The organism is Plantactinospora sp. WMMB334, assembly GCF_049179095.1.
Lineage (GTDB): Bacteria > Actinomycetota > Actinomycetes > Mycobacteriales > Micromonosporaceae > Plantactinospora.
In genome coordinates this window covers 1,732,655-1,752,497 of the sequence record NZ_JBMHME010000002.1, presented here as the reverse complement: position 1 = coordinate 1,752,497, position 19,843 = coordinate 1,732,655, and the positions used below count along the sequence as shown (strand labels likewise).

Annotated in this window: 15 protein-coding genes; 5 read left to right on the top strand and 10 right to left on the bottom strand. The window is 73.2% G+C overall.

Annotated features, from left to right (window positions below):
• Positions 1 to 22: 22 nt before the first annotated feature.
• Together ACN27G_RS07550 and ACN27G_RS07545 are read left to right on the top strand one after the other, a co-directional pair.
• Positions 23 to 607 carry a hypothetical protein gene (locus ACN27G_RS07550; protein WP_421492063.1) on the top strand — a complete coding sequence of 195 codons (585 nt, stop codon included), beginning with the start codon at positions 23 to 25 and terminating at the stop codon, positions 605 to 607.
• A gap of 179 nt (positions 608 to 786) precedes the next feature.
• Entirely contained in the window at positions 787 to 2,289 is a 1,503-nt protein-coding gene (locus tag ACN27G_RS07545) for a serine/threonine-protein kinase (protein ID WP_421492062.1), read from the top strand.
• A 29-nt stretch (positions 2,290 to 2,318) separates the two neighbouring features.
• Here ACN27G_RS07545 and ACN27G_RS07540 read toward each other — a convergent pair whose 3' ends face one another.
• Positions 2,319 to 2,528 carry a hypothetical protein gene (locus ACN27G_RS07540; protein ID WP_421492061.1) on the bottom strand — a complete coding sequence of 70 codons (210 nt, stop codon included), beginning with the start codon at positions 2,526 to 2,528 and terminating at the stop codon, positions 2,319 to 2,321.
• Between the two features lie 468 nt (positions 2,529 to 2,996).
• Complete coding sequence (locus ACN27G_RS07535; RefSeq protein ID WP_421492060.1) at positions 2,997 to 3,545, bottom strand: RNA polymerase sigma factor; 549 nt, start codon at positions 3,543 to 3,545, stop codon at positions 2,997 to 2,999.
• 175 nt (positions 3,546 to 3,720) lie between these two features.
• On the opposite strand from ACN27G_RS07535, the gene ACN27G_RS07530 reads away from it, so the two are divergent.
• A complete protein-coding gene (locus ACN27G_RS07530) occupies positions 3,721 to 4,257 on the top strand; it encodes a hypothetical protein (RefSeq protein ID WP_421492059.1) in 537 nt (178 codons plus the stop codon).
• 63 nt (positions 4,258 to 4,320) lie between these two features.
• Here ACN27G_RS07530 and ACN27G_RS07525 read toward each other — a convergent pair whose 3' ends face one another.
• Complete coding sequence (locus tag ACN27G_RS07525; protein WP_421492058.1) at positions 4,321 to 5,166, bottom strand: hypothetical protein; 846 nt, start codon at positions 5,164 to 5,166, stop codon at positions 4,321 to 4,323.
• 190 nt (positions 5,167 to 5,356) lie between these two features.
• Here ACN27G_RS07525 and ACN27G_RS07520 point away from each other — a divergent pair, with 190 nt between their 5' ends.
• Positions 5,357 to 6,673 (top strand): aldehyde dehydrogenase family protein, encoded by a 1,317-nt coding sequence (locus ACN27G_RS07520; protein ID WP_421492057.1) that lies wholly within the window; start codon positions 5,357 to 5,359, stop codon positions 6,671 to 6,673.
• A gap of 230 nt (positions 6,674 to 6,903) precedes the next feature.
• Here the strand turns inward: ACN27G_RS07520 and rhaS are convergent, their stop codons facing one another.
• The 5 genes from rhaS to ACN27G_RS07495 form a co-directional block, all read right to left on the bottom strand.
• Positions 6,904 to 7,965: a rhamnose ABC transporter substrate-binding protein gene (gene rhaS / locus ACN27G_RS07515; protein WP_421492056.1), complete on the bottom strand. Its 1,062-nt coding sequence runs from the start codon at positions 7,963 to 7,965 to the stop codon at positions 6,904 to 6,906.
• Positions 7,966 to 8,039: 74 nt separating this feature from the next.
• Positions 8,040 to 9,068, bottom strand: coding sequence for an ABC transporter permease (locus tag ACN27G_RS07510; protein WP_421492055.1), 1,029 nt, complete (start codon positions 9,066 to 9,068; stop codon positions 8,040 to 8,042).
• Entirely contained in the window at positions 9,058 to 10,122 is a 1,065-nt protein-coding gene (locus ACN27G_RS07505; RefSeq protein ID WP_421492054.1) for an ABC transporter permease, read from the bottom strand. The genes ACN27G_RS07510 and ACN27G_RS07505 overlap by 11 nt, the downstream gene beginning before the upstream one ends.
• Positions 10,119 to 11,693 (bottom strand): sugar ABC transporter ATP-binding protein, encoded by a 1,575-nt coding sequence (locus tag ACN27G_RS07500; RefSeq protein ID WP_421492053.1) that lies wholly within the window; start codon positions 11,691 to 11,693, stop codon positions 10,119 to 10,121. The genes ACN27G_RS07505 and ACN27G_RS07500 overlap by 4 nt, the downstream gene beginning before the upstream one ends.
• Before the next feature lie 677 nt (positions 11,694 to 12,370).
• Complete coding sequence (locus ACN27G_RS07495; protein ID WP_421492052.1) at positions 12,371 to 13,576, bottom strand: cytochrome P450 family protein; 1,206 nt, start codon at positions 13,574 to 13,576, stop codon at positions 12,371 to 12,373.
• 164 nt (positions 13,577 to 13,740) lie between these two features.
• On the opposite strand from ACN27G_RS07495, the gene ACN27G_RS07490 reads away from it, so the two are divergent.
• Positions 13,741 to 14,811 (top strand): TetR/AcrR family transcriptional regulator, encoded by a 1,071-nt coding sequence (locus tag ACN27G_RS07490; protein ID WP_421492051.1) that lies wholly within the window; start codon positions 13,741 to 13,743, stop codon positions 14,809 to 14,811.
• A 338-nt stretch (positions 14,812 to 15,149) separates the two neighbouring features.
• On the opposite strand, the gene ACN27G_RS07485 is transcribed toward ACN27G_RS07490, so the two are convergent.
• Positions 15,150 to 16,709, bottom strand: a complete 1,560-nt coding sequence (locus ACN27G_RS07485; protein ID WP_421492050.1) for an MFS transporter — start codon at positions 16,707 to 16,709, stop codon at positions 15,150 to 15,152.
• 144 nt (positions 16,710 to 16,853) lie between these two features.
• Positions 16,854 to 19,745, bottom strand: a complete 2,892-nt coding sequence (locus tag ACN27G_RS07480; RefSeq protein WP_421492049.1) for a family 78 glycoside hydrolase catalytic domain — start codon at positions 19,743 to 19,745, stop codon at positions 16,854 to 16,856.
• Positions 19,746 to 19,843 lie beyond the last annotated feature (98 nt).

The following is a 19,843-nucleotide window of genomic DNA, read 5'->3' as shown; positions in this document are numbered from 1 at the left end:
CCAGTCAGACCGGAGGTCCACCATGCACAGATCAACACGACGTCGCGTTGCCGGCCCGGGTCTCCTGCTCGCCGGACTCCTCGTCCTCGTCCCGGTCGTGCCGACCGGGGCCGCCGCGGCACCCACGACCGGGCCGGCCCGAGCGGCCGTGACCCGGCCCGTGCTCACCGCCGACGGCATCGGCCCCTACCGGATCGGGATCTCGACCCGGACCGGACTGGTCGCCGCGGGCCTGGTGACCAACGTCGAGGAGGCGCAGACCTGCGCCGGTTACTACTACGCGGGGGCCACCGGCCGGTACGCCGGCAGCCTGCTCTTCACGTTCGAGGGCAACCGTCTGGTGCAGGTCATCACCACCGATCCGGCGATCCGGAGCCGCTCCGGTGGACGGGTCGGGATGACGCTGGCCGAGCTGGAGAGGCGGTACGGCCCGCGCGGCGCCGTCGAGTACGGCAAGTGGACGTTGCGCGCGTACGTGGTGCCGGGCGGCGGCGACCGGATCATCGCCTTCTTCGAGGGCTTCTCCAGCGAGTACGTGCACCAGGTTTCCAGCGGTGAGCGGGATCGGGTGCTCGCCTCCTTCATCGGCGGTGACGACCAGTGCTGACGCCGGCCCGATGAGCCCGGAGCCGCTCGGATGTGGAGCGTCGCGGCGGTACACCGCTGTCCGCCCCCGACCGTCCCGACCGCATCCGAGCGGTCCACTCGGCTGGAAGTCCGGCGTTATCCTGGCCGGGTGACCAGCGGTTCTCGCCTGGTGACCCGCGACCGCCACCGGACGGTCCCGTGAATCCGCCCCGGCGGATCGGGCCCTACCAGGTCGAGCGGCTGCTGGGCTTCGGTTCGTTCGCGACCGTCTGGCTGGCGCACCACCCGGCCCTCGACGTCCGGGTGGCGATCAAGGTGCTGGCCGAGAACTGGTCTCACGACCTGCGGGTCCGGGAACGCTTCCTGGACGAGGGCCGCCTGCTGTGGCGACTCGACCACGAACGTCTCGTCCGGATCCACTCGGTCGGCGAGTTGGCGGACGGCCGGCCGTACCTGGTGATGGCCTGGGCGGAGGGAGGGAGCCTGCGGGACCGCCTCGCCGCCGGCCCGATGCCGGTCGCGCAGGCTCTCCGGGTACTGCGCGAGATCGCCGCCGGGGTGGGCGTGCTGCACGCGAGCGGCGTCGTGCACCGGGATCTGACCCCGGGCAACGTGCTGTTCCGGCCGGTACCGCCCGGCGGCGCACCGGCCGGTGCCGGCTCCGGTCCGGCCGGACCTGCCGAGTCGGTCCTGATCGCCGACCTCGGGCTCGCCAAGGCGCTCGCGGCGGCCTCGGGGCTGACCGCCCGGGCCGGTACTCCCGGATACATGGCTCCCGAGCAGGACTCCCCGGCTGCGCTCGTCGACGCCCGGACCGACGTGTTCGGGCTCGGCCGCCTCGGCGCGACGCTGCTCTGCGTCCGCGATCCGGTGGAGACCGCCGATGCCCCGGTGCCGCCGCCGCTGCGGGCCGGCGTACCTCCGGCGGTCGCGGGCGTGCTCCGCCGGGCGACGGCACCGTCACCGGCGGAGCGCTATCCGGACGCGAGCGCCTTCGCCGCCGCACTCGACCTGGCGACCGGCGGCGGATCGGCCGCACCGACGGACCGCCGCACGACACACCCGCACCAGCACCGGCCGCTCCGGGCCGTCGCGGTGTGGAGAACCGCCGTACCGCGCAGGGGCGCTGTCCCGCGCAGAGCCCTCGTACTGCGCGGAGTCGCCGTGTCGCTGGGGGCCGCCGCGCTCGCGGGGGTGGCGTTCGTCACGCTCGGCCCGGGCTGGCCGGATCGGCACAGCCGGATCGGCACGGACTCGAGCGGCCGGATCACCGTCGCCCTACCCGAGGGCTGGCGTGCCACGGGGTCGGGCTGGATCGGCCAGCGTGGTCCGGACGGCGCCCTGGAGCCGGCGCTGGTGATGTCGCCGGACCCGGAACGCTGGCCGACGGATCCCGGGGTGCCCGGGGCCTTCGTCGGGCTGTCGCACAGCCTGGCCGAGCGGCACGATCCGGCCGGGTACGTCGCCGAGCATCCGCACGCCGGGTGCGTCGCGGCGCCGGTGCGGAGCGTCCGGCGTGGCACCGTCGACTGGTACGTCGCCGGGTTCACCGCCTGCCGCACCGGCAAACCGGTGATCGTCGAGGCCGCCGGGATCGCCCCGGGCGGGGCCGGCCTGGTGTACGTGCAGGTCGCGCCCCCGGCGGACGCATCGACGGACTTCGTCGACACGCTACTTGCCGGAGTACGGCTGCGCCCCTGACGCGCCCACCGTCGCGGTCAACCCGCCGGTCACTCGACCACCAGCACGGTGATCGTGTGGCTGCCCTGCTCGCCTGCCACCTCGACCGTGACGGTGCCCGGGCTCAGCATCCGGCAGTCGACCACGCCACCCTCCCAGTGCCGGGCGACCTTCTCCGCCGGTACCGCCGTCACGGTTCCCGGCCCGACGTTCTGCACCCGCAGGATCGCGGCCACCGTCAGACAGAGTGCCCTGGGCATGGCCGCACTGTCCGAGCCGTCCACTGTGTAGATGACGGCCGGGAGGCAGGCCGGGGAGAGTTCGACGGTGGGAGAGGTCCGGGGCGGCGTACTGCCACGGGGACGGCGGGGTGTGCCGGTTGCGGGCGGAACGCCGGCAGGACTGGCCGCGGGTCGCCCGGCATCCGCCCGGGACGGAACACCGGTCGACGGGCCGCCGGCCGCCGGGCCACCGGTGGCGCTGCCGGGAGGCGTACGGCTCGGCCACTCTCCGGGCAGTGGCGCGACCGGCGGCGGACCGCATCCGGCCACCACCAGCATCGGGGCCACGAGCAGGCCCAGCACGCCCGGCCCGGTGCGGCGGCCACCACGGACGGACCCGCCGGGGCCCGGAACCGGGCCGGTCGCACCGGAGAATTCTGCTCGGAGGGCTCGCCGGGTCAGCGGGCGGCGCATCGACAGGCGGCACCACGGCGGGCGGCGCACCTGTCACGCCCCTGTCTCGGTGAGCCGCTCGCGCAACTGCCGCCGCCCCTGGTGGAGCCGCGACTTGACGGTGCCCTCGGGAAGGTCCAACAGCACCGAGATCTCCCGGTAGGACAGGCCCAGGACGTCTCGCAGCGCGACCGACTCGGCGAGTTCGGGGCCGATCGCGTCCAGCGCGTCGAGCAGGTCCAACCGGGTTCCGGCGACCACGCTGGTACGGCGTGGATCGGGTAGTTCCGGCATCGGCTCGTGGCGTGCCTCGGCCTCGAACCGCCGGCGCAGTGCCGCGTACGTCGAACGGGCGCGGTTGGCGGTGACCCGGTGCAACCAGGTCCGGAACGCCGACCGGCCGTCGAACCTGGTTATCCCCCTGGCAACCGCGAGCAGGGTGTCCTGGCACGCCTCCTCGGCATCTTCCCGGTTCGGCAGGAAGCGCGCGGACATCCGCAACACGTCAGGGCGTACCGCGACGAGAAGGCGGTCCAGGGCATCCCGGTCACCGTCGGCGGCGGCCCGGGCCAGCGCGTCGAGGTCGGTGACTCCGGGGGACACGAAGCCGAGTCTAGGTAGCCGCGTCCAGCGTCGGATCTGCTCGGTCCGGTCGCGGCGAGGAACCGGAAGCCGGTCCGGCCGGACGGATGATGGGCCGCCTCGACGCCATCTCGCAACATCAACGTGGCGACCGCCAGCTGCCCGCAGGTCCGTCCGGAACGGAAGGGTGATACCCGTGAGCGCCGCCGACCTGGCGGTCGAGGCCGGTCTGCCGGCGGTCGGCCTCGCCGTCTGGATCGCCACCTACTGGATCGCCCGGCTCGCCACCCGTCCGGCGAGGATCACGCCGGGTGCGCCGACGGCGGATCCGCCCGGTCCGGAGTCACCCGCCGTGGTCGGCCTGCTCGCCAACCGGTGGCGGTTCACCCCGGACGCCGCCCGGGCCGCCCTGCTCGACCTCGCCGCGCGGGGCCATCTCTGGCAGCGCAGGGTGGTGGAGGGAAGCGGCCGGACCTACGTACCGGTGAACCACCACCTGGTGATCGACGACGGCCGGTCGGGCCGGACCCGCGCCTGGGTGCTGCCCGAGGAGATCGCCGGCCGCTGTCGCCTCGGCGACGTGGTCACCGCCCGGGTACGGCCATGGGCCCGTCGGGCCCGGGACGTCACCGTGCACCGACCGGCCGGATCCGGCGCTACCGGCTCCGCGCCCGGCACCCTTCCGCCCGACGCCGCATCCGACGGTCCGGCCGGGGTGTCACGGTGGAGCTGACCGGACCACCCACTCCCGGCCGACGGCCCACTCCCGGCCGACGGCCCACTCCCGGCCGACGGCTCACTCCCGGCCGGTGGCGCCGACCGCCGCCAGGTAGTCACCGACCGATCCCGGTCCCACCACGGCGACCCGGCACCAGTCGACGAGCAGCAGGTCGGCCTCCTGCATCGCCCGCTCCAGCCCGCTGACCAGACCCGGCTGCGGCGCCGGCTGCGGCGCCGGGTCGGGTTCGGCCTTCACGGCCAGCACGGCGACCGAGTCGCCGTCGGCGAGGCCGTAGAGCCGCACCCGGCCCACCGCCACCGCGAAGGAACTGGGCACGATCCCCCGCTGGCCGCGGAAGCCGATCCCGCCGAGGTCGCGGACGTCCGGCGGCAGCAGGTTCAACAGCCGGTTCCGGGAGACCGGCCTGGACAGCGGCCGGACCGGGCGGGTCCGGACGTGGATGCCCTGGAACCCGTGGATCCGGCCCTGCCCGTCACGTCGGGCGTGCTCCTCGAAGCTCCGGCGTACCGTCCGCAACTCCGCATGGACCTCGTCGCCGAGGTCGGCGCTGACCAGTTCCACCTGCCGCCAGTCGTCCTCGTGCAGTTCGAGGCGGTCGGCGCCGGCCGGTGCGGCGGCAACCGCCGGCAGGGTGGCGCAGAGCGTCGGCAGCGAGTACAGGATGTCGTCGGCCGGAACGGACTCGATGCGGCGCAGCGTCAGGGTGAGGGTGCCGGTCGCGGCGAACTGGGCCGCCGTCGGCGGCTCGGCCCGTTCGACGGCCCAGGTGGCGTCGGCCAGTTCCAGGGTGGTCGCCGGCTGGAACGACTCCGGCAGTTGCCCGAGGGGTAACTCGGTACGGCCGATCCGCGCTCCGGTGTCGGCGTCGATGAAGACGACCCGCACCAGGTTCTTCGACATGGCGGGGACCCTATCCGTACGCCGATCTTGTACCCCCGCAGGGCTTGGACCGGCCGGCCGGGGCCGGGCGGGTGGGTCCTGAATAGCGGACACCATTGCTCTCTCGTTGAACAAACGTGTCAGACTCGGTGGCTGTCATCAGCGCACGGAGCGCGTGGCGGCGGACGAGGACGGCGAAGGGGACCGGACGATGGTGTCGAGCGAAGCGACCGGCGAGGCACCGGGTGGTGCGGACGACCGGGTCCAGGCAGACGACCGGGTCCAGGCACTGGTCGCCGAGTGTGGCCGGCGGGCCCGGGCGGCATCGGCCGGACTGGCCGAGGCCCCCGACCAGGTCGTCGACGCCGCGCTGCGGGCGATGGCCGAGCACCTGGTCGCCGCCGAGAGCCGGATCCTCGCCGCCAACCAGCGGGACGTCGAGGCGGCCGGCGCCGCCGGGATGAGCCCGGCCCTCCAGGACCGGCTCCGCCTGGACACGGCACGACTGAAGGGCATGGCCGACCAGCTCCGGCTGCTCGCCGAGGCGCCGTTCCCGGCCCGGGAGACGCCGCTGCGGCCGCTGCCGGGCGGGCTGCTCCTCTCCGAGCGGCGCCGGCCGGTCGGCGTGATCGGGGCGAACTTCGAGGCCCGCCCGAACGTGACCGTCGACGTCGCCTCCCAGCTGGTGAAGTCCCGCAACGCCGGAGTGCTGCGTACCGGCTCTGCCGCGCTCAATTCGGCCGAGGCCCTCCACCGGCACGCCATCGTCCCCGGGCTGCGCGACGTCGGCCTCGATCCGGACGTGATCCAACTGCTGCCGGACGCGAGCCGGGCCAGCGCGGTCGCCCTGGTCCGGCAGACCGACCTCATTCCGCTGGTCATCCTCAGGGGCAGTGGTGACGCCACCCGCTCGTTGGGCGCCGAGGCGGCCCGACACGGCGTGCGTACGCTCGCACACGCCGACGGCGGCGGGGTCCTCTACGTCGATGCCGCCGCCGACCTGGCGCTGGCGACCCGGCTACTCGTCGCCGGCCTGGACCGGCTCGGCGTCTGCAACCGGGTCAACCTGCTGCTGGTCCACCGGGACGTCGCCGGGGAGGCGGTGCCGCGCTTCGAGTCGGCAATGGTCGAGCTGGGCGTGCGCGCCTCGCTCCCGCCCTACGACCATCCGGTCGGCTACGAGTGGGCGCTGGACAGCGGCCGTGAGGCGACCGTGACCATCGCCGAGGTGGCCGACCTGGCCGAGGCGGTGGCGATCGCCAACACCGAGACCTCGGGACTCGCCGCGACGGTCGTCACGGAGGACCGGGTCGCCGCCGAGCGGTTCATCGCCACCGCTGTCGGCACCGGAGTCTTCTGGAACGCCTCCACCCGTCTCCTGGACGGCTTCAAGCTGCACGGGGTGCCGGAGACCGGGATCAACGTGGACCACGTGCCGGGTCCGCGTGGGCCGGTCACCTTCCAGGATCTCTACCTGCGGCAGTACGTGGTCACCCCGGCCGACCAGCCCGGCGCCCTGCCGGGCTGACCCGACGCCTGCCCGGCTGACCGGTCTCGGCCCGGACGAGCGGTCGGCCTCAGAGCAGTCCCCTGGCGAGCAGGCGTAGCAGGGCCAGCTCCGCTCCGTCCAGTTCCTCGTCGTCCAGCCGATCCCGGTGCGCGGTCGGTACGGTCCCTTCCTCACCACGGAGTGTCCCGCCCCGACGCCGTCGGCCCCCGGCGCCGCGGACCGACGGCCGGCGGCGCCGGGGAGAGGGGCTAGAAGTCGAACTGGTCGATGTTGCCCGCGTCGAAGACGGTCGGCGGGCCGAGCACCACGACGCCGTCGGCGCCGATCGTGTACTCACCCAGCTTGCCGGCGGTGAAGGTCTCACCCTCCTTGCCGGTGATCATGCCGGAGGCGAGGGCGGCCCCGGCGTACGCGGCCAGGTAGCCGAGGTCGGCCGGGTTCCACAGCGCGAAGCTCTGCACCGTGCCGTTCTTGACGAACTCCCGCATCTGGTTCGGGGTGCCCAGGCCGGTCAGCGCCACCTTGCCCTTGTACTGCGATCCGGAGAGGTACCGGGCCGCCGCGGCGACGCCGACGGTGGTCGGCGAGATGATCCCCTTCAGGTCGGGGTGTGCGGAGAGCAGCCCCTGGGTCTCCTGGAACGACTTCTCGTCCTTGTCGTCGCCGTAGACGGTGGCGACCAGCTCGATCCCGCTGTACTCCGGCTTCTGCAGCTCGGTCTTCATCAGCTCGATCCAGGCGTTCTGGTTGGTCGCGTTCGCGGTCGCCGAGAGGACCGCGATCTTGCCCTGACCGCCGATCGCCTCCGAGATCAGCTTGACCTGGTTCTCCGCGATGCCCTGCCCGGTCACCTGGTTGACGAAGAGGTCCCGGCAGTCCGGGTTGGTGTCGGAGTCGAAGGTGACCACCTTGGCACCGCCCTGCCGCGCCTGGTTGACCGCCCCGCAGATCGCGTTCGGGTCGTTCGCCGACACGACGATGACGTCACTGCCCTGCTGGGTCAGTGTGTTGAGGTAGCTGACCTGTGAGGAGGCGCTCGCCTCCGAGGGGCCGACCTCCTTGTACTCGCCCTTGAACTCCTCCACCGCCGCCTTGCCGCCGTTGTCGGAGACGGTGAAGTACGGGTTGTTCACCTGCTTGGGCAGGAAGGCGACGCTCAACCCCTCCTTGATCGAGTCGCCGCCACCGGCGGACGAACCGCCGGACGGGGTGCCGTCGTCGTCACTCGCACAGCCGGCGGCGAGCACCAACGCCGCCAGGGTCGCCACGGCGGCGCCCATCCGTACGCCTCTGGATCGCAGAACGGTCATGACCGGTCCTTCCTCACATCGCGCTGCCCACATTCGGGCCGGTGAAAAGGGGTGGTTACAGGGTTGGAAAGTGGTCAGGCGCCTTCGGCGCCCGCCACCGGCGGTGCGGTGGGTCGTCGGCGGCGCATCCGCGCCCGGAGCATGCCGGCCGCGTTCGGCCCGACGACGGAGACGATCAGCAGGGTTCCGGTGACCACGGTCAGGGTGTCGGCCGGCACGTCGGCCAGTTGCAGGGCGTTGCGCAGGGTGGTCAGCAGCAGTACGCCGGCCAGCACGCCGACAAGCGTCCCCCGCCCGCCGAAGATGGAGACGCCGCCGAGCAGCACCGCCGCCACCACCGCCAGTTCGAGCCCGCTCCCGTTGTCGGCGCGGGCGCTGGCGTACCGCATGGTCCAGAAGACGCCGGCGAGGGCGGCGATCGCGCCGGTGCCGACGTACAGCCAGAATTTGGTCCGGGCCACCGCGATGCCGGCGAAGGTCGCCGCCTGCTCGTTGTTGCCCATCGCGTAGAGGCCCCGCCCGACCGGGGTGGCGTGCAGCAGCACCCCGAACCCGATCGCGAGGACGGCGAGCGGCACCACCACCCAGGGCACCGTCGTGCCGGGCAGCGCCTCGATCGAGTTGCCTGTCCAGCCGATCGGGAAGTCCGCGACCGCCCGGTCGCCGAGCACCACGTAGGCGAGGCCCCGGTAGAGCGCGAGGGTGCCGATCGTCACCGCCAGCGACGGCAGGCCGAACCCGGCGACGAAGAGCCCGTTCACCGCGCCCAGCACGGCACCGAGCAGCACCACCAGCGGTACGGCCAGGGCCAGCGGCACCCCGGTCACCCAGAGCTGGCCCAGCACGGCGCTGGAGAGGCCGAGCATGCTCGCCACCGACAGGTCGATCTCCCCCGTGATCACTATCAGTGTCATCGGCAGGGCGATCAGCGCGATCGGGACGATGTCCAGCAGCAGGAAGCCCCAGAACCGGGCGGTGGCGAACCCCTCGACGAGCGCCGACGCCCCGACCACGACCAGGACCAGCACGACGACGACCAGGACGTCCCAGGTGCCGAAGGCGGAAAGCCAGCGGGCCGGCCGGCCCGTCCTCTCAGGCGCCACGGGCCCTCCTTCCTCGTAGCCGTCGGGCCACCCGCGCGGCGAGTGCCCGGTCCAATCCGATCGCGGCCAGGATCAGGGCCCCGACGACCGCCTGCTGCCAGAAGGGGTTGACCCGGAGCACCGGCAGGGCGCTGCCGATGGTGCTCAGCAGGACGGCGCCGAGCGCCGCCCCGTAGACCGAACCGCTGCCGCCGAAGATCGCGACTCCGCCGACCACCACCGCGGCGACCACGCTGAGCTCGATCCCGCTGCCGGCGGCGGCGTCGAGGGTGCCGAACCGGGCCGCGTAGAGCACCCCGGCCAGGCCGGCCAGCCCACCGCTGACGACCAGGGCCCCGAAGACCCGCCGACCCACCGGGATGCCGGAGAGCCGGGCCGCCGCCGGGTCGGAACCGATCGCGTACAGTTCCCGGCCGCTGCGGTACGACCGCAGGTAGAAGCCGGCGACCAGCAGCACGGCGAGCGCGAAGAGGGCGAGCAGCGGGAAACCGAGCAGGTCGGCGCTGCCCATGCTCTTGAAGCCGTCGGGCATGTCGGCGGCGTTGATCTGCTGGCCGGCCGCCCAGGAGTAGTCGATGCCCCGGAAGACGTAGAGGGTGCCGAGGGTGACCACCAGGGCCGGCACCCGGGCCACCGCGATCAGCGCCCCGTTCACCGCGCCGCAGAGCAGGCCGACCCCGATGCCGGCCAGGATCGCCAGCGCGATCGGCGCGTCCGGCATGGCCAGGAAGAGCTTCCCGGTGGCGAAGGCGGCCAGCCCGAGTACCGAGCCGACCGAGAGGTCGACGTTGCGGGTGATGATCACAATGGCCTGGCCGACCGCCAGCACCACCAGGATGGTCGCGCCGAGCAGCAGATCCCGCCGGCCCTGTCCGGAGAGGAAACGGGGGTTCACCGCCGTGGTGATCCCGATCAGCAGGAGCAGCGCCAGCCCGATTCCGACCTCACGGGCCACGAAGAGCCGGTGGCCGAGCCTGGTCCCGGCCCTGCCGCCCGAGGCCCCGGCCCCGGCGTCCGCATCCGACGCCGACTCCGGACGGATCGTGGTCGTCACAACTGTCCTCCCTGGCCGCCGCCGACTCCGGTGGCACCGACCCCGTCAACACTGCCAGCGGCGGCACCGACCCCCGCGGCACCGCCAGCGGCGGCACCGGTCGCGGCGAGCATGACGGACTCCTCGGTCGCCGCGCTCCGGGAGATCTCGCTGACCAGCCGCCCCTCGTGCATCACCAGCACCCGGTCGGCCATACCCAGCACCTCGGGCAGCTCGCTGGAGACCATCAGGACCGCGACGCCGTCGGCGGCGAGCTGCGACATCAACCGGTGCACCTCGGCCTTGGTGCCGACGTCGATCCCCCGCGTCGGTTCGTCGACGATCAGCACCTTGGGGGTGGTGGAGAGCCACTTCGCCAGCACCACCTTCTGCTGGTTGCCGCCGGAGAGCGTGGAGACGGGGTCGGCGAGCCGCGCCGCCTTCACCCGCAACCGCTCGGTCCAGGTCTGCGCGGCGCTGCGTTCCGCGCCCGGGCCGAGCAGGCCGAACCGGGCCAGCGGCCAGCGCCGGGTCAGCGTGGCGTTCCGCTCGATCGACAGCTCCATCACCAGCCCCTGCTGGCGGCGGTCCTCCGGCACCAGCGCCACGCCGGCCGCCATCGCCGCCGCCGGCCGGCGCCCGGGCAGCCGTACGCCGTCGACCAGCACCTCGCCCTCGTCGTACGGGTCGATGCCGAAGACGGCCCGGACCACCTCGCTGCGACCGGCTCCGACCAGGCCGGCGAGGGCCACGATCTCGCCCCGGCGCACCTCGAAGCCGACGTCGGCGAAGACGCCGCGCCGGGTCAGGCCGCGCACCCGGAGGATCACCTCACCGGTCTCGGTCTCCTGCTTCGGATAGAGCTGTGCCACCTCCCGGCCGACCATCCGGCGTACGACCTGGGCCACGTCCAGGTCGTCGGTCGGATCGGTGGAGACCCAGCGACCGTCCCGCATCACGGTGACCCGCTGGCTGAGCGCGAAGACCTCGTCGAACCGGTGCGAGATGAACAGGATCGCCGCGCCGGCCTCGCGCAGCGACCGGACGACCGCGAAGAGCCGCTCCACCTCCACGCCGGAGAGCGCCGCCGTGGGCTCGTCCATCACCAGCACCCGGGCCTCGAAGGAAAGCGCCTTGGCGATCTCCACGAGCTGCTGGTCGGCGATGGAGAGCCCGCGCGCCGGTCGGTCCGGATCCAGCGGTACGCCGAGCCGCGCGAAGAGTTCCGCCGTGCGCCGACGCATCGATGTGCTGTCGATCCGGCGCAGGCCGCGCAGCGGTTGCCGGCCCATGAAGATGTTCTCCGCCACCGACAGGTCCGGGAAGAGCGTGGGTTCCTGGTAGATGACGGCGATTCCGGCCGCCCTGGCGTCGGCCGGTCCGTTCAGGATCAGCGGCGCGCCGTCCATCGTGAGCACTCCGGTGTCCGGGGCGTGCACGCCGGCCAGGATCTTCACCAGGGTGGACTTGCCCGCGCCGTTCTCTCCGACCAGTGCGTGCACCTCGCCGGCCCGCAGGTCGAGGCGCCCGTCGACAAGTGCGTGCACCGCCCCGAACGACTTCCGTACGCCGGCCAGGACCAGTCGTGCCACACCCTGGTCCGCGCGCTCCGGCATCGGGTCCCCCACTCGTGAAACGTTTCAGAAGGTGTGGTGAAGACGCTAGAGGCAGCCTTCCGGGCCGGTCAAGAGTTTCGCGGCGGTTACCGAATCGTTACCCCCCAGTAAGCCCTTTCCTAGTCACAAACCCGCTCTGGGCAGGGCTCTTCCGCCCGTGGTCACCCGGACCGGATCCATCCCACTTACGTCCCGCCCCGGCCATCCGGTCGCGACACACGCCGAAGCGCCGCCGACCCCCCGCACCCGGCCACCCTCCGCCGCCCGACCCGGGCGGCGTCCGTTGACACGATTCAGTCGACGCGACCCCGAACAGAGGACGACGACGCACGCACCCGGTCCCGCCTTCCCGCATCCGCAACCCCCCGCCCACCACCCCCACCGCACCGCACCCCCCACCCCACCGCACCCCCACCGCACCGCACCCCCACCGCACCCACCCCCCACCGCACCGCACCGCACCCCCACCGCACCCCCACCGCACCCACCCCGCCGCTCCCATCTCGGCGGCCCTCTCCCACTCACCTGTACACCAGAGGCGTTATCAGTGCTTGGTTACGCCTCTGGTGTACAGGTCGCGGAGCCGGAGGCCTGCCTGTGATGGTCGGTCCGCGCAAGCAGCGGTGTGGGAAGCGGGCGCATGTGGAAACGGGTCAGGAGTCCGGGCGGGCCGGCAGCGTCAGCCGCAGTTCGGCAAGCCGCCAGGCACCCGGGTCCGGTGCGCGTCGCGCCCCGCCATCGGTCAGTGCCAGTACGGGAAACCGGCGCAGCACGGCGCCGAGCGCGATCTCGGTCTGCACCCGGGCCAGCGCCGCCCCGAGGCAGAAGTGCGGCCCGTGCCCGTAGCCGAGGTGTGTCGGCTGCCCCGGCGGGCGACGCAGGTCGAGGCGGTCCGGCTCGGTGAACACCCGGGGATCCCGGTTGACGGCGGCCAGCGCCGCGGTGACCGGTTCGCCCCTGCCGATCGGCACACCGGCAATTTCCGCATCCTCGCGGGCGTAGCGCGGCAGGGTCAGCAGTTGCGGGCCGCACCAGCGGGTCAACTCCTCGACGGCGTCCGGCAGCAGACCCGGGTCGGCACGCAGCGTCGCGAGCTGGTCGGGGTGCCGGAGCAGCGCCTCGACGGCATTGGCGACCAGGACCGTCGGGGTCTGTCCGGTGAGAACGAGATGCCAGACCAGGGTGACCAGTTCCGTGTCGCTGAGCCGGTCCGAGTCCTCGGCCCGAATGCCGATCAGCTCGGAGAGCAGGTCGTCGCCCGGTTGCCCGGTCCGCTTGGCGACCGCGGCCGCGGCATCACCCACGATCGCCGGGATGGCCGCGACGAAGTCCGGGCCGTGGCCGGCCGCGACCGCGGCACCATACCCGCGCCACCTTCCGCGGTCCTCCGGCGGGATGCCGACCAGTTCGCAGATCACCTCCATCGGCAGCGGCCCGGCGAAACCGCGCAGCAGGTCGAGCACGCCTCCGTCGCTCTCCCGGGTCACCTCGTCGAGCAGCCTGTCGACGATGACGTCGATTCTCGGCCGGAACTCGGCGGCCCGCCGCGCCGTGAACGCGGGCGAGACAAGCCGGCGCAACCGGGCGTGCTCGGCTCCCTCCATCTCCTGCATGGTGCGCAGGAATTTCAGGCAGTGCTCCGGCACCTGGAGCTGCAGATAGCTCGACGCGGTCAACTCGAACCGGCGATCGGTGAGCAGCGCCTTCGCCTCGGCGTACCTCGTCACGGCCCACATGGTCCCGAGCCCGGGGACGATCAGGCGGGCAAGCGGAGCGCACTCCCGCGCCCTCCCGTAGGCGGTGAACGGGTCGGCGAGCGTGGCGGAGTCGGCGAGGTGGATCTCCGGAATCTCTGGCATGCTCTATCCTCGATTCAGATGTTCAAGTCAGATGTTCATATCATCTGGATGCTGACGGTATCCTGCCGGAGCCGCTCGGGCAACGCCCGACCGGGGACGAAGACGGTGGCGACGACGGCGACACGGCACGGCACGGCTGACGAGGTAAGGGTGACGACGGAACGATGGCCCGGCGCAACAGGGTGGAGATGCAGGAGCAGAACCGCGGCCGAGTGCTGGCCGCAGCCCGCGCCGAGTTCACCGAACGCGGCTTCCGGAACGCCAAGATCGACCAGATCGCCGAGCGCGCAGACCTGACCCGGGGTGCCGTCTACTCCAACTTTCCGAGCAAGCGGGCCCTCTACTTCGCCGTGCTGGCCCAGGCCGCCGAGGCGGCGGAGGAGCCGGCGTACCCACCGACCGCCCGCACGGCCGGCGGGGTGCTGGCCGACGTCGCGCGGGCCTGGCTGGCCCGGCTTCCACTGGCGACGGAGGACCGACGCAGCGCGTCCCGGCTCGGCCGCGACCTCCTTCCCGAGATCCTGGCCGACGAGCGGACCAGCCGCCCGTACGCCCAACTCGCCGGGCTGAGCGCGATCGTGCTCGGCCTGGCGCTTGAGCGACTGCCGTCGGGCCGGCCACCGGCCGCCCGGATGGTCCGGGCCGCCGAGACCGCCCTGACGACCCTGCACGGCGCGAGCCAGCTCGCCGCCGCCGCGCCGGGTTTCGGCGAGCCGTTCGCGATCGTCCGTGCCTGCGAAGAGCTCGCCGAACTGGATCTCGACGACGAATGGGCGCCGCCGCACCTGCCCTACGTCTCCCCCGCGCGCCCGGCCGACGAGTCCTGGGCCGCGCCGCCCGCCACCGACATCCTCCGGAACGAACCGGCAGAGTTGGGCGGCGACGGTGTCGTCGCGATCCTCGGCCTGCACCGGCTGACCGCCGTGGAGGAGGCACGCCGGGCCGCACCCGCCGGCGCCGGGGTGACCGTCGTCCTGGTCACCGGCGAGCCCGGCGAACTCGGCCCGCTGGCCCGACTCACCCTCACCGAGCTGCGCGGCTGTCTCCGCGCCGCTGTCCCGGCGGCCGCCTGGCCCCGCCTCCAGGTCGTGTACGACGAGTCGGGTTCCCTCGCCGCGACCGCCGGGGTGGCGGCGTGCAGCGACGCCACCGAGAGTGCCGTACGCGTCGAGGCCGGCCGGATCGTCGCCAGGGCCGACGGCTATGGCGCCTGCCACGCGGTCGCCGTCGGCTGATCAGGTGTCGGAGCTCCTACACCACCGCCACGGACACCGGTCCATCTTCCGGACGGTCGCCGGTGGTCGGCCTGTGTGGCGGAGTGGTCGGCTCGCACGGTCCGGCGGAACCGCAGCATCGTCCGCAGGCCACGTCCGGCCCCGGCGTTCGGCCCCGGCGCACGGTCCCGACGCTCGACTCCGGCGCACGGTCCCGACGCTCGACTCCGGCGCACGGTCCCGACGCTCGACTCCGGCGCACGGTCCCGACGCTCGACTCCGGCGCACGGTCCCGACGCTCGACTCCGGCGCACGGTCCCGACGCTCGACTCCGGCGCACGGTCCCGACGCGCGGCGCGCTACCGGGCCGCGCCGGACGGGCTCAGCTCCCCCGAGCCCGAGCCCGGATCCGGATCCGAGGCCGTGTCCGGATCCGAGGCCGCGTGTGAATCCGAGCCCGCGTCCGGATGATCCGGGGTGTCCGGCGATCCCGCCGCGTACCGCCGGCTCAGCCGCCGGTAGGGGCGGCTGCGCAGCGCCAGCGCGGTGGCGATCATGCCGACGATGCCGGTCAGCACGAAGACCAGTGCGAGCCCGCGGTCGGCGCCGGTGCCGAACCAGCCGCCGATCAGCCGGGCACCCGCCCCGTCCGTCATGAACGGGATGAAGAAGAACTGCGCGATCGGGGAGATCAGGAAGGCGGTCAGTGGCGAGGCCGCCTGCTCGACGCTCTGCGCGAAGCCGAAGACCCGGCCCTGCCGCTCGTACGGCACCACCTTCTGCAGGATCGTCTGCTCGGCGGCCTCCGCGTACGGCACGACCAGCATGTAGACGTACATCCCGGCGGTGAGCAGGACGATCGAGGACTGTAGCGGGAAGAGCAGCGTGACGGTCCAGAGCACCATGTTGACAAGCAACAGCAGCCGGACAGGGTTACTGCTCAGACCGGTCCGGGCGATGAGCAGCCCGCCGACGATGAAGCCCGTGCTCAACAGCCCCCAGAGCAGGCCCCAGGTCTGCACCGAGACCAGCGACAGCCCGTAGGCATCCATCAGCGCCATGAAGATGCCGCCGAGGAAGTTGTTGAAGGTCGAGAAGAGGATCAGGGCGGTCAGTCCCGGCACCTCGCGGATCACCCGGATGGTGCCCCGCAGGTCCACCGTGCGCTTCGCCGGCACGGCCGGCTCGGCGTCGACCGCCGGACCCGTGGCGCGCGGCGGCTCCCCGGTCAGCGAAGACTCACCGGTCAGTGCTGACGCGGCGGCGACCGGTGCGGGGGCGGCGGGCGTCGCCCCGACGGCCGGTGCCGCCGGACGGTGTGGCACCGGCACGAGGGCCAGGTGCGCCAGGGCGACGGCCAGCACCACCAGGGCCAGGACCAGCACCCAGAGCATCCCGCCGATCGCCACCAGGACACCGCTGATCACCGACGTCACCAGGAAGGTGACCCCCGATGTGGTGCCGACCAGCCCGTTGGCCCGGTCCCTGGTCTCCTCCTCGATCAGCACGGTGACCAGGGTCGGCAGCGCGATCGTCCGGATGTTGCCCGCGATCACCCCGAACATCAGCAGGACGATCATCACCCAGAGCGGGACGCTCGCCGGGTCGGTGAACGACTCTTCCGGGGTGACCCGGTAGACGACCAGCGCCACCGCGTAGAGCGTCAGCGACACGGCCGCCGACGCCTGCATCATCGTCTTCTTGGAATGGTGGTCGACCAGGCTGCCGAACCAGATGCCGGTCAGCGCCGTCAGCACCAGGAAGATCCCGGAGACCACGCCGGTGGCGAAGACCGAGCGGGTCTGGAGGTAGACGTAGAAGGTGATCGCGAACCAGACGGTGAAGTTGATCACCGACACCAGCAGGGTGTTGACCAGCAACTGGTAGAAGGTCTTCCGGTCTCCCCGGATTGTGCTCATGGACCTGACCCTAGGATCTCACGCGAGGTTGACGTCCAGGAATTTACGGGTCAGGTGCGACACTCCGGCCCGGCAGGCCGACCCGCACACCACGGTGGCCCGACCGCACACGAGGCGGGGCCGGGCCACGACGGCAGGAGTCGATCAGTGACTCCGCCCGGTCGGGACGAAGCTCGACCGGCCGGAGCCGACCTCGAAGATCGCCCGGCCGTCCTCGATGCCGACGAAGGTCGCCCGGCTCGGCCCCGACGCCCGGTACGCCCTGCCCGGCGCCACCGGCAGCGCGACCCGGGCCGTCACGTTGACCGGCACGTCCAGCTCCACCCGCAGCCCGGCGCCGCTGCGCCGCCACTGCACGGCCACCGGACCCCGCTGGGTGTGCACCGTCCCGGCGGCGTACGCCAGGCCGCTCGCCGGGGGCACGACGTCGACCCGACCGGCACCCGGGGTCGCGGTGCGGACCCCGAGCAGGGTCTCCTGGACGTCGACAAGCGCCTGCGCGCCCCAGCCGTGCGACTGGCTGAAATTGGTGCCCGGGTCGAGGGTCCACGCCTCCCAGGTGAAGGTGCCGCCCTGGGCGAGGATGTTCGCCCAGCCCAGATCGTCCGGGTCGGTCAGCAGGTCGAGCACGGCGTCCGTCCGGCCCGCCGCACCGAGCGCGGCGAGCAGCCAGTGCGCCGTCATCGGCCCCTGCCTCATGCCGAGCGACGCCAGGTATCCGGCCAGCGCCCGATGGTCGGCCTCCGGCGCCACCCCGTGCGCGATCGCGTACGAGGTGCTGTGCTGGCCCGCGTGCGTGCTCTGCTCGCCGGTGGCGGAGAGGCCGTCGACGTAGACGCCGTCGGGGCGGCGCAGCGTGGCGTTCATCGTCTCGACCAGCGCCTGCGCCCGGGCCCGGTAACCGGCCGCCTCCCCGGCCGGCCGGCCCAGTGCCTCCGCCGTCTCGGCCGCGGTACGCAGCACGTCCACGCCCTGGGCGTTGATGGTGGTCCGGGCGGCGGCGCTCATGTCGTAGCCGAACCGGCCCGGCTCCGGCCAGTCCACGATGCCGTACTGGTAGGCGCCGCTGCCGCCGGAGAGCCGGGTCACCAGGCCGGCGGTCGGACCGTCGGCCGGGATGTGCCGCAGCACGTAGTCGGCGGTGTTCCGGATCGACGGGTACGCCTCGGCGAGCAGCCCGGCGTCCCCGGTCTCGGAGTAGTAGCGCCAGACCCAGTCCACGAACATCAACGAGTAGTCGGGGATGTCCCGCTTGCCGTCGCCGTTCGGATAGACCGCGTTGTAGCGCCCCAGGTCGTCGCCCGTGCTCCAGAAGCGCTCCGCCGAGCGGAGGAACTCCCGGATCGCCTGCTGGGTGGCGTCGCGCTCGGCGAAGCCGCCCATGGTGGCGTACGAGATGTCGGCCGCGTCGCCGAGGAACTGGCCCTTCTCCCGGGTCGGCGTGTCGACGAACGCCTCCTGCACCGAATAGATCGCCGACCGCTTCAGCATCTCCCACACCCTGTCCAGAGTGCGGTCGGAGCTGCGGAAGCTGGCCTCCCGGCCGGTCGGGGTGTCGGTGTGCACCAGCACCGCCGAGACGTCGCGCCGGTCGATCCGCTCGCCCGCGTCCGGGATCTCCAGGTAGCGGAAGCCGAGGTGGGTGAAGGCCCGGAACTCCTGCCTGCCCTCCTTCTGGGTGTAGGGGAAGCTCATGTCGGTGCCCTGGGAGAGCAGGGTGGAGGTCTCGACCCGGCCGGTGGTCGGGTTCAGGTTGTAGCCGGCCCGGATCGGGACGGTCCGGCCGGCGACACCGGCGTCGAACCGTACCGCCGGGCGGGCCGGGACGACGACGCCGAAGTCGGCGACCACCGTGCCGTCGGCGGCGGTGGTCAGCGCGACCGGTGCGACGGTCCGCTCGGCGAGCCGGGTCTCCTGGCCGATCAGGCGCGGGTGTTCCACCGTCGGGTGCGCCCCGACGACCACCGCCGGTGCCCACGGCGCGGTCGAGTCGTCGTACCCGGGCGTGCTCCAGCCGACGATCCCGGCGCGGGCGTCCTGGCGCTCGATCCGGTCGCCCTCGCCGTTGCGCCGGCCGGAGCCGGCCGGGAAGAGTCCGTCCCGGGCGACCCGCCACGACCCGTCGGTGACGACGACCCGCCGGGTGCCGTCGGCGTGCTCGACCACCAGCTTCATCAGTATGCCGGGAGCACCGGCGGGGCGGCCCTGGCCGCTGCCGTACCAGTGGTAGCGGATGCCGATCGCCAGCGGCCTGCCCGCCCTGACCAGGTCGGTGACGTCGGCGGCCTGGTAGTAGTCCTCGCCGGGGTAGCCGAACGAGGTGCCCCGGTCGGCCCGCCGGCCGTTCAGGTGGAGCTCGTAGGTGTGGTCGGCGGCGGTGTAGGCGCGGGCGCGGACCACCCGGCTGCGCCCGATCGACACCTCGGTGCGGGCCAGCGTGTAGTCGTCGGCGTCCCCGGTGACCCGGCGGATCCAGCTCGCCCCCTCCCACTCGGCGTCGGAGATGCCGGTCTCGAAGCTGCCGCCGGCCGGCGGCGAGCTCCGGTCGCTCCGGTCCCAGGTCCGGACGGTCCACCGGTACGCCGCACCGGACGCCAGCGCGGGGCCGGCGTACGGCACGTAGGACTGCGCGGCGGAGCGGACCTTGCCGGAGTCCCAGACGTGCCTGCCGCCGGCGGTCGAGACCGTCAACCGGTATGCGGTCTGCACCTCGCCCGGGTCGCGATCCCGGGGCAGCCAGCCGAACCGGGGCGGCCCCTCGACGTTCAGCGGCCGTGCCCGGTCGTCCACCGTCAGCCCGGTCGGCGCGTCCGGCGCATGCCCCCCGCCCGGCGCGCCCGGCCCGGATCCCCCGCCCGGCGCGCCCGGCCCGGATCCCCCGCCCGGCGCGCCCGGCCCGGATCCCCCGCCCGGCGCGCCCGGCCCGGGTCCCCGGGTCGCCGTCGCCGCCGGCGCACCGGCGAGCACACTTCCCGGCAGGAGTGCGGCGGTGACCAGCAGGGCGACGCCCAGCCGGGCGTGTCGTCGTCGTGCCATGTGGAGCTCCTTCGTGGTGGTGGAGGGTGGTGGGACCGTCGCGGGTGTGCCGGGCGGCGACCGATCGGCGCCGGTCGGCCGGGTGAGTCGATCGGCGC

What these genes read in the sequence shown, in the direction of transcription:
- ACN27G_RS07550 (WP_421492063.1), top strand. Translation starts at nt 23, where the DNA reads ATGCACAGATCAACACGACGTCGCGTTGCCGGCCCGGGTCTCCTGCTC.
- ACN27G_RS07540 (WP_421492061.1), bottom strand. Translation starts at nt 2,528, where the DNA reads ATGCCCAGGGCACTCTGTCTGACGGTGGCCGCGATCCTGCGGGTGCAG.
- ACN27G_RS07525 (WP_421492058.1), bottom strand. Translation starts at nt 5,166, where the DNA reads ATGTCGAAGAACCTGGTGCGGGTCGTCTTCATCGACGCCGACACCGGA.
- ACN27G_RS07520 (WP_421492057.1), top strand. Translation starts at nt 5,357, where the DNA reads ATGGTGTCGAGCGAAGCGACCGGCGAGGCACCGGGTGGTGCGGACGAC.
- rhaS (WP_421492056.1), bottom strand. Translation starts at nt 7,965, where the DNA reads ATGACCGTTCTGCGATCCAGAGGCGTACGGATGGGCGCCGCCGTGGCG.
- ACN27G_RS07495 (WP_421492052.1), bottom strand. Translation starts at nt 13,576, where the DNA reads ATGCCAGAGATTCCGGAGATCCACCTCGCCGACTCCGCCACGCTCGCC.
- ACN27G_RS07490 (WP_421492051.1), top strand. Translation starts at nt 13,741, where the DNA reads ATGGCCCGGCGCAACAGGGTGGAGATGCAGGAGCAGAACCGCGGCCGA.
- ACN27G_RS07485 (WP_421492050.1), bottom strand. Translation starts at nt 16,709, where the DNA reads ATGAGCACAATCCGGGGAGACCGGAAGACCTTCTACCAGTTGCTGGTC.
- ACN27G_RS07480 (WP_421492049.1), bottom strand. Translation starts at nt 19,745, where the DNA reads ATGGCACGACGACGACACGCCCGGCTGGGCGTCGCCCTGCTGGTCACC.